At 65.8% G+C, this 13,032-nt stretch carries 13 protein-coding genes; 7 read left to right on the plus strand and 6 right to left on the minus strand.

Features of this window, described 5'->3' with window-relative positions; all coding sequences use genetic code 11:
- Window positions 1–64 precede the first annotated feature (64 nt).
- Together A2G96_RS10550 and A2G96_RS10555 are read right to left on the minus strand one after the other, a co-directional pair.
- The gene (locus A2G96_RS10550) at window positions 65–958 is read right to left on the minus strand and encodes a LysR family transcriptional regulator (RefSeq protein ID WP_062799057.1); all 894 of its coding nucleotides are present in this window, start codon (window positions 956–958) and stop codon (window positions 65–67) included.
- A gap of 74 nt (window positions 959–1,032) precedes the next feature.
- Window positions 1,033–1,518 carry a DUF6130 family protein gene (locus tag A2G96_RS10555; protein WP_062799059.1) on the minus strand — a complete coding sequence of 162 codons (486 nt, stop codon included), beginning with the start codon at window positions 1,516–1,518 and terminating at the stop codon, window positions 1,033–1,035.
- A 282-nt stretch (window positions 1,519–1,800) separates the two neighbouring features.
- Here A2G96_RS10555 and A2G96_RS10560 point away from each other — a divergent pair, with 282 nt between their 5' ends.
- Together A2G96_RS10560 and A2G96_RS10565 are read left to right on the plus strand one after the other, a co-directional pair.
- Window positions 1,801–2,778: an alpha/beta fold hydrolase gene (locus A2G96_RS10560; protein ID WP_062799061.1), complete on the plus strand. Its 978-nt coding sequence runs from the start codon at window positions 1,801–1,803 to the stop codon at window positions 2,776–2,778.
- A gap of 48 nt (window positions 2,779–2,826) precedes the next feature.
- Entirely contained in the window at window positions 2,827–3,228 is a 402-nt protein-coding gene (locus A2G96_RS10565; RefSeq protein WP_062799063.1) for a cupin domain-containing protein, read from the plus strand.
- Window positions 3,229–3,249: 21 nt separating this feature from the next.
- On the opposite strand, the gene A2G96_RS10570 is transcribed toward A2G96_RS10565, so the two are convergent.
- Window positions 3,250–4,344, minus strand: a complete 1,095-nt coding sequence (locus A2G96_RS10570) for a branched-chain amino acid aminotransferase (protein ID WP_062799065.1) — start codon at window positions 4,342–4,344, stop codon at window positions 3,250–3,252.
- 461 nt (window positions 4,345–4,805) lie between these two features.
- Here A2G96_RS10570 and A2G96_RS10575 point away from each other — a divergent pair, with 461 nt between their 5' ends.
- From A2G96_RS10575 to A2G96_RS10585, 3 genes are all read left to right on the plus strand, one after another.
- Entirely contained in the window at window positions 4,806–6,275 is a 1,470-nt protein-coding gene (locus A2G96_RS10575; protein ID WP_231909646.1) for a patatin-like phospholipase family protein, read from the plus strand.
- Between the two features lie 186 nt (window positions 6,276–6,461).
- Window positions 6,462–6,941 (plus strand): carboxymuconolactone decarboxylase family protein, encoded by a 480-nt coding sequence (locus A2G96_RS10580; protein ID WP_062799069.1) that lies wholly within the window; start codon window positions 6,462–6,464, stop codon window positions 6,939–6,941.
- Between the two features lie 4 nt (window positions 6,942–6,945).
- Window positions 6,946–7,347, plus strand: coding sequence for a cupin domain-containing protein (locus tag A2G96_RS10585; protein WP_062799071.1), 402 nt, complete (start codon window positions 6,946–6,948; stop codon window positions 7,345–7,347).
- 130 nt (window positions 7,348–7,477) lie between these two features.
- Here the strand turns inward: A2G96_RS10585 and A2G96_RS10590 are convergent, their stop codons facing one another.
- The 3 genes from A2G96_RS10590 to A2G96_RS10600 all read right to left on the minus strand — a co-directional run bounded on the left by A2G96_RS10590 (window position 7,478) and on the right by A2G96_RS10600 (window position 9,626).
- Window positions 7,478–8,377, minus strand: coding sequence for a MipA/OmpV family protein (locus A2G96_RS10590; protein WP_062799073.1), 900 nt, complete (start codon window positions 8,375–8,377; stop codon window positions 7,478–7,480).
- Window positions 8,378–8,563: 186 nt separating this feature from the next.
- Complete coding sequence (locus A2G96_RS10595; protein WP_062799075.1) at window positions 8,564–8,785, minus strand: DUF2798 domain-containing protein; 222 nt, start codon at window positions 8,783–8,785, stop codon at window positions 8,564–8,566.
- Window positions 8,786–8,822: 37 nt separating this feature from the next.
- Window positions 8,823–9,626, minus strand: coding sequence for an SDR family NAD(P)-dependent oxidoreductase (locus A2G96_RS10600; protein WP_062799077.1), 804 nt, complete (start codon window positions 9,624–9,626; stop codon window positions 8,823–8,825).
- 176 nt (window positions 9,627–9,802) lie between these two features.
- On the opposite strand from A2G96_RS10600, the gene A2G96_RS10605 reads away from it, so the two are divergent.
- Window positions 9,803–10,753 (plus strand): GlxA family transcriptional regulator, encoded by a 951-nt coding sequence (locus A2G96_RS10605; RefSeq protein WP_062799079.1) that lies wholly within the window; start codon window positions 9,803–9,805, stop codon window positions 10,751–10,753.
- A gap of 135 nt (window positions 10,754–10,888) precedes the next feature.
- Complete coding sequence (gene ppk1 / locus A2G96_RS10610) at window positions 10,889–13,012, plus strand: polyphosphate kinase 1 (protein WP_417926426.1); 2,124 nt, start codon at window positions 10,889–10,891, stop codon at window positions 13,010–13,012.
- Window positions 13,013–13,032: the final 20 nt, after the last annotated feature.

A 13,032-nucleotide genomic window follows, 5' to 3' on the forward strand; every position in this document is an offset into this window, starting at 1 on the left:
TTCGGTTGCCGAGAGGGCGGAGACCCGTCCGTTCCGGATCCGTCGCCGCGACGGATTGACGGAATCATTCCGCCGCAAACAGCTTGCGTTCAGGAAACGCGTTGCTCAGATAGTCGACGAAGGCGTTGACTTTTGAACTCGAGAGCCGTCGGGATGAATGCAATACCCACAGCTCAATGGGGCGGTCCGGGACAGGACCCCATATGTTCAATGCTGCCTTGTCTACGCACGGCAAGCTGAGCAACGAGCGCGGCAGCAGGCCGACACCGGCGCCAGCCAGCACCGCATCGCGGACCGGAATAAGCGACGACATGCGCAGGCGTTCCCGCGGATTGAGCGTGATCTGGCGGCCTTCATGCGTGAAGTTCCAATGCCCGCTGTCGAAGCCACTGGCGAGCACCACGGCCGGCACGTCGAAGACATCGCCGTCCTGACCTTCCGGAACGGGCATGGAGGCGGGCGCGACCACCAGCATCTCGTCACGCGCAAAGCAGCGCCCCACCAGCATTTCGTTGGGCCGGGGATTCACCCGAATGGCGACGTCGTAGTTCTCCTCGACCAACTCGACATTGCGGTCCTCGGCGTTGATCTCCAGCACCACATCGTGGTAGGCCCTGGCGAAGCCAGCAGCAAGCTTGCCGATCAGGGTATGGGAAAACAGCACGGGCGCGCTGATGCGCAGGCGTCCTCTGGGGGGCGACAAGCCTGTTGCGACAAGGTCCCCGGCTTCCAGGATCTCCGCCACGAGCGGATGCGTGCGTTCGTATAGCGCGCGGCCTGCCTCGGTGAGTCTGAGCGAGCGGGTGCCGCGCTCGAACAGCCGTACACCGAGGCTGTCCTCCAGATCCATCACGCGCCGGGACAGCGTCGCCTTGGGGCGGCCGCTGTATCGGCTGGCCTTGCCGAAGCCTCCTTGCGCGGCAACGAGATTGAAGTCAGCCAGGGCCGCCAGATCCACGGTAGGTTCAATGTTGAGCTTGTTGCCAAATCTTACCTTCGTTGTCCAGCAAATGAAAACGTTGTGCGGGTGCTTCAATGTCGGTGGGATCCGGACGCCGATGCCGGCGCCGATCCCGATCCCTTTACGTCTGGCACCGTGAAGGCGACCACCTCGGTGGCGAGGATCCTGTGGCCGGGATCGGCCAGTTCCAGGCGCAGCCTGTGCGGCCCCGGCGCGAGCCCGACCACGATGATCGGATCGTCGCTCGTATGGGCCCAGGTGCCAGGAGTATCGTCAACCGTCACGTGCAAGTGCCCGATACGAGGCGAGATCCCGGCCGCGGCATTGCCGAATACCGGCATGACGCGGAAGTTCTCGGTGCGAAACTGGACGATGACGACGCCGCGCGCGAGCGGCTCCGGTAACGCCGCGTAGGGGACCAGTTTCGGTGCGGGCTCGCTGCCGAGGGGAAGGATGGCAGGCGGGCGGACGGCGTCTTGTGCAGGTTGCGCGGAGACGCTCGCACAGAACGCGGCTGCAATGCCGGCGGCGGAAAGGGACTTGAGGACAGGGTGCATGGCGTTTTCCTTTTGTGCAGGGTTGCCTCTACACGCACATCCGGGTCGGATGCGACGTGCGATTTCAGGATAGGCCTTGCATCTGAGCACGCCGCCGCGGCGGGCTGTCGGGCGTTTTGTATGACAACGTAGCGGCGCAACCTGCAGATACGAACTAATACATTAAGTGCCACCGTTCGCTACAGCAGGGATACATCCGCATCGTTCAATGCTGGCTATGCAAACGTATATCCGCCGCGGTGGTCGGGTTGGCTGCAAACGACCAGGCAGGAGGGACATGACATGACCAGGACATCCACAGTTCGCAGTGCACTAAGACTCACGGCCGTCGGCGCTGTAGCGTTGGCCGCCACGCTGCTCATTGGCGGCGCCCGCGCAGCGGCGCCGCAACCGCCGGTGCCGGAAATCGGCTTCATCCAGGCCAGCCCCGATATCAAGTTGAGGCGCCTGATCGTACGCAATGCCGAGGGCAAGGGCACGGTGCTGTTCCTGCATGGATTCCCCGAGACGCTGTACGCGTGGAAGGACATTGCCGTGCAACTTGGCCACGACTACGAGGCCCACGCGTTCGACTGGCCGGGCTATGGCGATTCCTCACGTCCCGCGACCGACAGGTTTGCGTACGCACCCAGGGATTATGCAAAGGTGCTCAAGGACTACATCGTCACGGCAGGCATCGACAAGAAAGACCTGGTGATCTACGCGACGGACATTGGCGCCTTGCCGGCCCTGCTGGCGGCCCTCGACGACCCGGCCATCGCCAGGCGCATTGTTGTCGGTGACTTTGCGCCATTCAACCGTCCGCAGTTCATGCAGGAGCGCCTGCAAGGGCTCAAGGAGCCCGCCTCGGCCGACGCGATTCATGCCGCGTTCAACCGCACACGCGACGAGATCTTGCAGAACGCATTTACCCGCGGACTTCCCGAGTCCTCGCACTTTGCATTGACACCGGAATTCAGGGCCGACATCGCCCGCGGATGGCAAAACGGCGCGCTGACGTCTGCCGATGCGTTCTACCACTACTACTCTCATTTCACGCGTGACCAGGACTATTTCGAGGCGAACCTGGGCAAGCTGAAGACGCCCGTCAGCGTGATCTGGGGCGAGAAGGATATCTATATCCGCAAGGAGATGGGCGAGGAACTGGCGGGCCGCGCCGGCCTGAAGATGAAGGTGTTGCCCGGCCTTGGCCATTATCCGCACCTGCAGGACAAGGCGGCGACGGTTTCAGAAGTACAAGCCGCGTTCGACGCGCGCTAGACCATGCGATTTTGCATATATCTCAATCCGAACGGAGGACCATCCAAAATGAATCTCGCCAAGTTTGCAAGCGCCGCCATGACCGTCGCCTGCCTCGCTGCAACGATCCACAACGCCCATGCACAAGCGCCGGGGATCCATCGGGCTGACCTGGTCAGCCATGAACTCAGCGTTGCAGGCAAGGAGGGCGTTCAGGTGCGCGTCGACTTTGAACCGGGCGCGTTCGCCCCCAGGCACGCGCACCCGGGTGAAGAGATCGCCCATGTATTGCAGGGCAGCCTTGAGTACCAGCTTGGCGATCAGCCGCCGGTGACGCTGAAGGCCGGCGAATCGCTGTTCATCCCGGCAGGCACGCCGCATTCGGCACGGAATGTCGGCGGCGGCCTGGCATCGGAATTGGCAACCTATATCGTCACCAAGGGTTCGCCGCTGGTTGTGCCCGCGAAATAGAGGTGCACGGCCGCGCCGGCCTCAATCGACGTGATGCACCCATCCGTATGGGTCGGCGATGCTGCCGCGCTGGATGCCGGTCAGCAAGGTACGGAGCCGTTGCGTGACTTTGCCTTCGCCGCCGTCGCCGATGGTGAATTCGCCGCCGGCGTGGCGCACCTGGCCGATGGCGGTGACGACCGCGGCGGTGCCGCAGGCGAAGGTTTCCCTGACCCGGCCACTGGCTGCATCGGCGCGCCACGAGTCGAAGTCGTATGGCGTTTCGTTGACCGGAATACCCTCGTGCCGCGCCAGTTCGATGATCGACGCGCGGGTAATGCCCGGCAGGATGGTCCCTTTCAGCGGCGGCGTGCGCAGCGAGCCGTCATCCATCACGAAAAACACGTTCATGCCGCCGAGCTCCTCGATCCAGCGGTGCTCCGCGGCGTCCAGGAACACCACCTGGTCGCAGCCCTTGGCCGCGGCCTCGGTCTGCGCGATCAGGCTGGCCGCGTAATTGCCGCCGCACTTGGCGGCGCCGGTGCCGCCGGAAGCCGCGCGGGTGTATTGATCCGACACCCAGACCGTCACCGCCGATTTGCCCGGCTTGAAATACGGGCCGACCGGACATGCGATCACGCAGAATATGTATTCGGCCGAGGCGCGCACGCCGAGAAAACTCTCCGAGGCGAACATGAACGGGCGCAGGTAGAGGCTGCCCTCACTGCCGGGGATCCAGGCGCGGTCAACATCGACCAGCGCTTCCACCGCTTGCAGGAACGTGGCCTCGGGCAGGTCCGCCATCGACATGCGGGCAGCGGAGGCGCGAAAACGCCTGGCGTTCTCCTGTGGCCGGAACAGCGAAATCTTGCCGCCTTCGCCACGATATGCCTTCATGCCCTCGAAGATTTCCTGCGCGTAGTGCAGCACGGCGCAGGCGGGATCGATCTGGAAAGGACGGCGGGCTTCGACCCTGGCGTCATGCCAGCCGCGGCCTTCGGTCCAGCGGATCGTCACCATGTGATCGGTGAACACGCGGCCGAAGACGGGGTTCTCCAGCCTGGCCGCGATCTGATCGGCGGGGGTGGGGGCGGGATGGGGTTCCAGGACGAACTGCAGTGGGTTTTCGGTGCTCATGCTTCAGTGCTCGGGGGATGTTGGGCCGTATGGCCTGGCGGCGAAGTCAGGCCGCAGCGCTGTGGCGCGCCACCGCGATATTCTGCCGATAGGGACGGCGCCTTGTCGAGGCCGCCGTTGGCGCACAGTTTACGCCGTGGCCCGGTTCGGATTGGCGTGCAGGGTGGCATCCATGATGTCTGTCTCCGGATTTTCGATTTTGTCCGGAGCAGTGTAGGAAGCGGCTGGCCCGCGGTAAATTCAAGAATTCCAACATCTGGTATCTGCAAAACGGATAGCAGGCGAGGTTGCCGAGGCGCTGCCGGCCCAGGGTTCCAGGCCAGGGATGGCAAGGGCAATCACGTGGGCGGCGGCATACGTGCCGGGCCCGACGTGATGCCATATTATGGTGAGGCATCTGCCATCGATGCTTGCGGCAACGCATCCCCCGATCCCATCCTGCAGCCAGCGCCACGCCAAGCATGTCTCGTCACGACCCCTCTCCCGGCCGGAACGGCTGCCTGGCCGAGCCACGCCGGCTGGCAAGCTGGCGCGGCGCCTGCGGCATGGCCGGCCGCGCCTTGATGGTGCTCCTGCTTGCGGGAGTCGGTGCCTGCGGCTCGCTTTCTCACAATGTCCCCCGCAATCTGCCCCAGGCGACGGGCGCCGGCGCAACCGTGCCCTTGCGTGAACCCACCGATGTCGCCGGGCCGACCACCATCGCCATGGCTTTCTCCGGCGGCGGCACGCGCGCCGCGGCCTTCGCCTTCGGCGCGCTGCAGGGGCTTGACGCCATGCGCGGGCCTGGCGGCGCTTCCTTGCTCGACGACGTGGCCTTCATCAGCAGCGTGTCCGGAGGCTCGCTCACCGCCGCCTACTACGGCCTGCACGGCAAGGACAGCCTGGCGACGTTCCGCTCGGTGCTTCTGAAAGACGGCGAGGCGCGGCTGCGCTTCAGCCTGCTTAACCCCTTCAACCTGGCGCGGCTGTTTGGCGGGGGCCTCAATAATCGGGAAGACCTCCGGGCCTGGCTGGACGAAGATGTGTTCAAGGGGGCCACCTACGCCGACATGTTCCGCCGCGGCAAGCCGCTGGTGTGGATCAATGCCACCAACGTCTATTACCGGGTCGCGTTTCCGTTCAGTCAGCTGGCGTTCGATGCGCTCTGCAGCGATCTGGCCAGCTTTCCCGTGTCCGAGGCCGTCGCGGCTTCGATGGCGGTGCCGCTGTTCTTCGCGCCCATCGTGCTGGAGAAGCATACCGAGGCTTGCCGCGCGCCGCTGCCCGACCTGGATCACGCCGAGGCGCCGGGGCAATCGCTGCTGATCGGCGCGTTGGCGGTTGCCGTTCGCGGCCACCGGGACCTGTCCAAGGGCAGGTACGTCAAGCTGGTCGATGGCGGCGTGACGGACAACTACGGGCTGGCCACCATCTTTCAGTCGCGCCTGCTGCTGGGCACGGCCTACGGGCCCATGAGCGAGAACGATGCGATCAAGGTGCGCCGGCTGCTGTTCGTCGTGGTCGATGCCGGCCAGGGGCCGCGTGGCGACTGGAACCAAAGCCAGGTGGGCCCGTCGGGGATCGAAGTGGCAAACGCGTCGATCGACGCCGCCATGGCCACCAACGTGCGCATGAGCTATGACGCCTTCGTGCCCATGATGCGCCAGTGGCGCAACGACCTGGTCGCCTATCGCTGCGCCATGCCGTTTGCGCGGCAGCAGGCCATCGCCGCAAGCCGCCCAGGCTGGCGCTGCGACGACGTCGAGTTCTTCGTGACGCGGATCGCCTTCGACGCCCTCGACAAGGCGCGCGCCGCAAGCCTGAACGAGCTGCCGACCCGGCTCCGGCTGCCCGAAAAGGATGTCGATCGCCTGATCGAAGCTGGCCGGGACGCCATCCTGGGCAACCCGGTGATCCGCGAGTTCGAGCGCGAAGCCAACGCGGCGCGGTAGTTGCGCTGCAGGCAAATCGGTGCAGCCGTATCGTGCCCGGCGATTGGTGCCGGCGCGGTAACAGTGCGTGTACTGCTGCGGCACTACCGGTGCGTCTGGCGCACGGCTACGCTTCGTTCCAGGCGGTCCCTGCCTGCCATCGGGCGGGGTCCGCCGGATATCCCCGCCATTTCAGCAGGAGCGATCATGACGCAACGCCTCAACTACTTCCAGCAATCCCCGGAGCTGTCCAAGAAGCTCATGGAGCTCAACAGCCTGTTCGCGAAAACGACGCTCGAGCAGCACATTCGCGAGCTCGTCGAGATTCGCGCGTCGCAGCTCAACGGCTGCGCGTTCTGCGTCGACATGCACATCAAGATGGCAAAAATCCACGGCGAGCGCGAGCTGCGGCTGCATCACGTGGCGATCTCGCGCGAATCGACGCTGTTCTCGCCGCGCGAGCGCGCCGCGCTGGCCTGGACCGAGGCGCTGACCCATTTGCCCGCGCAAGGGGTACCGGACGATGTCTACGAGCGCGTGCGCACGCAGTATTCCGAGCAGGAGCTGTCCGACCTGACTTTCATGGTCGGCGCCATCAACACCTGGAACCGGCTGAACGTCGCCTTCCGCATGGTGCCGGGTTCCTCCGACAAGGCCTTCGGGCTGGACAAGGCCAACCTGGAGTAATGCCATGAAACGGTCGATCGCCATGGCGGCAAGCCTGGTGCTGCTGATGTCGGCGCCGCTGGCCAGCGCCGCGCCGCCCGAGGTGGTGGTCCAGTCGCTGACCACCAGGGCGCTGCCCGACTATGCGGGCAAGGAAGTGCAGATGATCACGGTGGAGTACCCGCCCGGCGGCTTCGACCCGGTGCATCGCCATGATGCGCATGCGTTCGTCTATGTGCTCGAGGGCAGCATTGTCATGGGCGTGAAGGGCGGCAAGGAAGTTACGCTGAAGGCGGGCGAAACCTTCTACGAAGGCCCGGACGACCTCCACACCGTCGGTCGCAATGCCAGCAAGACCAGGCCAGCGAAGTTCGTCGTGTTCCTGCTCAAGAAGCAGGGTGCGCCGGTCTTTACGCCGGTGAACTAGCGCGGTCCTGCGCGTTCCCGCAGCGGGTGATCGGCGTATTGCCATTGACCATGTAGGGCGCGCTGAAATAGGCCATCGCATGCCTGGCCCGGCGCTGGCCGCGCGCCGATATGCAGGGCCGGCCGCGGCCTTATTCCCGGCTTTGCACGTATGTCGACGACTGCCCGAAGATCCAGCTCAGCGCCAGTCCGGCGGCCAGGGCGTCCTTCTGGCGCACCAGCGGGCTGTTTTCGAAGGTGGCGCCGTCGAGCCGGTCGTAGCGGACGAAGGCGCCGAACCAGACATGGCGGAAGCGCTTGGACAGCGAAGCCAGCGCCATGCTGCCGGAATAGCCGCCCTGTGCTCGGTAGGCCGGTCGCGCCGCGGTGGCGAATTGCTCGTCGACGGAATAGAAATACTGGTTGTAGCGCGCGGTCGAGAACAGCGGACCCGCCATCAGGCCCAGGTTCCAGCCGGGCAGGCCGCCAACGTTGGCAACGTCGAGGTTCAGGTTAGGTGAAAAGATCCAGCCGATCGCCCTGGGCGACGATTCCACGGTCACGGCCAGCCGTACGGGCAGCCGCAGGTCCAGCCTGGTGCGGTCCTCGGCGGAATGCCAGAGCGTGATCGCCAGCGAAGGCCCGATTTCCACCGCGGTCTTGAGATCCGGCATGCCGCGGCGGACTTCATCCTGGCTGCTCCTGACCGGTAGCGAGAGGCCGAGGCTGACATTGAGTTCGATCTGGTCGCTGTCGAACAGCTTGCCGCGCACGCCGTTGCGGTCCGCGCGCAGGTGCTCGCCGCGGTAGACGAAGTAGGGCACCGGAAACAGCAGGTTGGCGCGCGAGTCCGAGCCGCGGTAGTGCGGCAGGGTGATGCCGCCGACCCCAAGCCCGGCCTCCCACAACGGCCGGTCGATGGCATCGAAGTCCTGCGCCGCGCAGGTGGTGGCGAAGGCTGCGGCAATGGCCGGGAGAGCGCGCCAGCGCTTGCGCGGCCCGGTCTGTGGCGAAGCATGCCGTGGTTGGCTGGCGCAAAACCCGGCTCGCATATCGTGGCTCCGGAGGAACTTCGTGGAAGGGCGGGGGAAAACCGGGCAGGACGGATACCTGGGCAAGTATAGCCAGAGCGCGGCCCGCTGCGCGGTTCCGGTTCAGCCGCGGTACTTTTCGCACTCGCTGCGCAGGCTGGCGGCGCTGCTGGAGCGCGGGCCGCGGCAGCATCCCATCACTATCGTCTAGCGGACCCAGCGCTCGACCCGCGCCTGCAGGCGCGGCCCGACCAGCAGGATGGCGGGAATCACGATCACATAGCCGACCCCCCACGAGCGCAGCCACGTCAGCACAAATGCCTCGGTGAACCCGATATTGAGGGCGAGCAGGGCGAACGAGATGATCCCCGTGGTGACCACGCCCATCGACAGCGCGAAGGCGATTTTCCGTTTCAGTTCTACGTTCATGGCGAATCTCATGTCTTGAAAATCCGGGCGCGTGCGTTCAGCGCGCAATCCCGTACCGCGCCGCCGGCTGCGCATGCGAAAGATTGGGCCCGAGCGCGGCGCGTGCCGCCTCGAAGGCCTGCCAGTCCGCGGCGTCGGGCAACGACGGCAGCGTGATCACCTCGCCCTGGTCCAGTCCTGCCAGTGCAGCATCGACAAGGTCGTCGCCGTCCATCACCAGCGTTTCCGGCAGGTTCTCGACAGGGTGGCCGGCAATATCCCAGAACGCCGTGCGGGTCGCCCCCGGCAGCACCGCCTGGACCCGCACGCCGTGGCCGGCAAGCTCATGCTGCAGCGACTGGGTAAAGGCCAGCACAAAGGCCTTGGAGCCGCCGTACACGCCGTTCAGCACCTCGGGCGCGAGCGCGACGATCGACGCAATATTGATGATCGTGCCCCGGCCCCGCGCCACGAAGGCGGGCGCGGCGGCGTAGGTGAGGCGGGTCAGCGCCGTGACGTTGAGTTCGATCATCGCCTGCATGGTGTCCGCATCCGACACCAGCAACGGCGACGCGCCACCGAAGCCCGCGTTGTTGACCAGCGTGGTGATGCTGGCGTCCGTCCTCAGGATGTTCTCGACATGGCGTAGTTCGGCCGCCTGGCCCAGGTCGGCCGTGACGATCTCGACGGAGCGGCCGGTCTGGTCGGTGATGCGCCGCGCCAGGGTCTCGAGGCGGCTGCGGTTGCGCGCCACCAGGATCAGGTCATGGCCGCGGCGCGCGAGCCGGTCCGCGTAGATGGCGCCGATGCCCGAAGACGCCCCGGTGATCAGGGCGGTGCCAGCGTAGGTATGAGTTGTCACGTTGAAGCTCCAAGACAGTGGGAAGGCAGTGAGAAGGTCGGTGGCAGCCGGCGGTGCGAATTGCCGCTGCGTGCATCGAAGATTAGGTGCACAATGGCAATGGCAACAATGTCGTAGATCCCACCTTTTATGCCATGGCGGGGAAATGTGGCTTCCACTGCCATCAGGAGTTCACCATGCACCATGTGGCCATTGCGCTCTATCCAGGCTTCCAGGCGCTGAACCTTGCGGTGTCGACGGTGCTCGAGTTCGCCAACCGGGCGCTTGGCGAGCCGCTGTACCAGGTTCACTTGCTGTCCGAACATGGCGGCCCCGTGGCGAGCTCCGGCGGCTTTGCCGTCAGCACCGTGCCCTTTGGCCGGCGTCGCTTCGATACCGTGCTGGTGGTGGGCGACAATGACGTGCTGCCCGCACCGCCGGCCCTGGTGAGGTTCCTGCAGCGCGCGGCGCGCACTTCGCGGCGCATCGGCGCCACGTGTACCGGTGCCTTTACCCTGGCGGAGGCGGGCCTGCTGGCCGGCCGCCGTGCCACCACGCACTGGTATTACGCCGAGGAGCTGCGGCGCCGCTTCCCGGACGTCAGCGTGGAGGAGGACCGCATCTTTATCATCGACGGTCCGGTGTGGACCTCGGCCGGGATGTCGGCCTGCATCGACCTGGCGCTGGCGCTGGTGGAGAAGGACGCCGGCGCCGCGGTCGCGCGCGGCGTGGCCAGGAGCCTGGTTGTGTACCATCGCCGCGCCGGCGGCCAGTCGCAATTCTCGGCGCTGCTGGAGCTGGAGCCGCGCTCCGACCGCATTCGCGGTGCGCTGGATTTCGCCCGGCAGAACCTGCAACAGGACCTGTCGGTGGAGCAGCTGGCGAATGCGGCGCACCTCAGCGCCCGCCAGTTCTCGCGCGCCTTCCGCGACGAAACCGGGCAGAGCCCGGCCAAGGCCGTTGAGCGCCTGCGCGTCGAGGCGGCGCGGCTGATGATGGAAAGCGGCCGCCATCCCATCGATGTGGTCGCCCGCGATACCGGCTTTGGCGATGCCGAGCGCATGCGGCGTGCCTTCCTGCGTGCGTTCGGGCAACCGCCCCAGGCGATCCGCCGCATGGCGCGCGGCGGCGCCTTGCAGACGGCCTAGCTGGTGTAGCCGTCACATTGGCTGGATATAGGGGTCTCTGGCAAGGCGTCTTTCGCGAACGCCGGAAGCGGAATCGCGCCGATATGCGCAATACGCCAGCTAGAATCCGAAAACAGCTTCCCTTGGCACGGCATCATGAGACACGAATCTGGCGTCATGCACGGCGAACCGCAGGAGCCCCCCGGGCGCGACCCGGCGGATGCGGCGACCTTGCCCAACGGCAATGCGCGCTACATCAATCGCGAACTCAGCCAGCTGGAATTCTTTTACCGCGTGCTGCAGCAGGCGGCCGACCCCGCCATGCCGCTGCTCGAGCGCCTGCGGGCCCTGTGCACCTTCAGCAGCAACCTCGACGAGTTCTACGAAGTCCGCGTGGCGGGATTGAAGGAACAGTGCGTGCTGTCGTCGCCGGTGGTCGGCCCGGACGGGCTGACGCCCCAGGCTGTTTATGCCGCGGTCAACCAGCGCGTGCGTGAGCTGGTCGATCAGCAGTACCGGCTGTTCAATGACGTGCTGATTCCTGCCATGGCGCAGGAGCAGATCTGCTTCCTGCGGCGGCCATCGTGGAACGCCGCGCAGCAAGACTGGATTCGCGAGTTCTTCTTTGCCGAGCTGATGCCGGTCCTGACGCCGATCCGGCTGGACCCGGCGCATCCGTTCCCGCGGGTGCTGAACAAGAGCCTGAACTTCGCCGTCGAGCTCGAGGGCAAGGATGCATTCGGCCGCAGTTCCGGCAATGCCATCGTGCAGGCGCCCCGGGCGCTGCCGCGCGTGATCGCGCTGCCGGCGGAGATCGCCGGATGCGAACACGGCTTCGTGTTCCTCTCTTCGATCCTGCATGCCCACGTCGGCGAGCTGTTCAGCGGCATGACGGTGCGCGGCTGCTACCAGTTCCGGGTCACGCGCAACAGCGAGCTGTTTGTCGACGAGGAAGAGGTCAAGAACCTGCGCGAGGCGCTGCAGGGCGAGCTGCCGCACCGGCACCTGGGCGATGCGGTGCGGCTCGAGGTGGCTGACAACTGCCCGCGCGCCATGACCGCGTTCCTGCAGGAGCAGTTTGGCCTCGCGCCGGCCGAGGTGTTCGCGGTCAACGGCCCGGTCAACCTGGTCCGCATGATGCAGGTGCCGGACCAGGTCGACCGGCCGGAACTGAAATACCCGCCGTTCCGGCCGGGCTTGCCGAAGGCGCTGCGAGACCAGCCCGATATCTTCCGCGCGATGCGCGATGGCGACATCCTGCTGCACCATCCGTTCCAGTCGTTTGCGCCGGTGGTCGATTTCGTCAGGCAGGCAGCACAGGATCCTGACGTGGTGGCGATCAGCCAGACGGTGTACCGGGCCGGGCACGACTCGGCGCTGCTGTCGTCGCTGATCGAGGCAGCCCGCAACGGCAAAGAGGTCACGGCCGTGGTGGAGCTGATGGCGCGCTTCGACGAAGAAGCCAACATCGGCTGGGCGGGCCAGCTCGAGGAAGTGGGGGCGCATGTGGTCTATGGCGTGGTCGGTTTCAAGGCGCACGCCAAGATGCTGATGGTGGTGCGGCGCGAGGACGGACGACTGCGGCGCTACGTGCATCTCGGCACCGGCAACTATCATCACGAGACCTCGCGCAGCTATACGGATTTCGGCTTGCTGACCTGCGATGAAGCGCTGACGCAGGACGTGGCCCAGGTCTTCAGCCAGCTGACCGGCCGCGGCCAGACGCAAAGCATGACCCATATCTGGCAATCGCCGTTTACGCTCAAGCAGCAGCTGCTGGCAGCGATCCGGGGCGAGACCGAACACGCCAGGGCCGGGCGCGAGGGCCGCATCGTCGCCAAGATGAATATGCTGCTGGAGCCCGAGCTGATCCAGGCGCTGTATGACGCGTCAGGCCAGGGCGTGCGCATCGACCTGATCGTGCGGGGCGCGTGCGCGCTGCGTCCGGGTGTGGCCGGACTGTCCGAGCACATTACGGTGAAATCGGTGATGGGCCGGTTTCTCGAGCACTCGCGCATCTTCTGCTTCCACGACGGCGGCGCCGAACGGGTCATGCTGTCGAGCGGGGAATGGATGGAACGAAGCCTGTCGCGTCGCATCGAAATTTGCTTTCCGGTGCTCGATGCGCGCCTGAAGGCAAGGATTCTTGCCGAGGGCCTGGAGCCGTATCTGTCCGACCGGCGTGAAGCGTGGATGATGACGCCCGAAGGCAACTATGTGCGCCCGCCGGTGCCGGACGGGGAGTCGGCGCAGCGCAGGCTGCTGGCTGCGTTGACATGAGTGCTAGGTAGCGTCCCCGA

Source organism: Cupriavidus nantongensis (assembly GCF_001598055.1).
GTDB lineage: Bacteria > Pseudomonadota > Gammaproteobacteria > Burkholderiales > Burkholderiaceae > Cupriavidus > Cupriavidus nantongensis.

Coding starts and splice junctions, on each gene's coding strand:
- A2G96_RS10580 (WP_062799069.1), top strand. CDS start 6,462: ATGACGCAACGCCTCAACTACTTCCAGCAATCCCCGGAGCTGTCCAAG.
- A2G96_RS10595 (WP_062799075.1), bottom strand. CDS start 8,785: ATGAACGTAGAACTGAAACGGAAAATCGCCTTCGCGCTGTCGATGGGC.
- A2G96_RS10590 (WP_062799073.1), bottom strand. CDS start 8,377: ATGCGAGCCGGGTTTTGCGCCAGCCAACCACGGCATGCTTCGCCACAG.
- A2G96_RS10565 (WP_062799063.1), top strand. CDS start 2,827: ATGAATCTCGCCAAGTTTGCAAGCGCCGCCATGACCGTCGCCTGCCTC.
- A2G96_RS10575 (WP_231909646.1), top strand. CDS start 4,806: ATGTCTCGTCACGACCCCTCTCCCGGCCGGAACGGCTGCCTGGCCGAG.
- A2G96_RS10585 (WP_062799071.1), top strand. CDS start 6,946: ATGAAACGGTCGATCGCCATGGCGGCAAGCCTGGTGCTGCTGATGTCG.
- A2G96_RS10605 (WP_062799079.1), top strand. CDS start 9,803: ATGCACCATGTGGCCATTGCGCTCTATCCAGGCTTCCAGGCGCTGAAC.
- A2G96_RS10555 (WP_062799059.1), bottom strand. CDS start 1,518: ATGCACCCTGTCCTCAAGTCCCTTTCCGCCGCCGGCATTGCAGCCGCG.
- ppk1 (WP_417926426.1), top strand. CDS start 10,889: ATGAGACACGAATCTGGCGTCATGCACGGCGAACCGCAGGAGCCCCCC.
- A2G96_RS10570 (WP_062799065.1), bottom strand. CDS start 4,344: ATGAGCACCGAAAACCCACTGCAGTTCGTCCTGGAACCCCATCCCGCC.
- A2G96_RS10560 (WP_062799061.1), top strand. CDS start 1,801: ATGACCAGGACATCCACAGTTCGCAGTGCACTAAGACTCACGGCCGTC.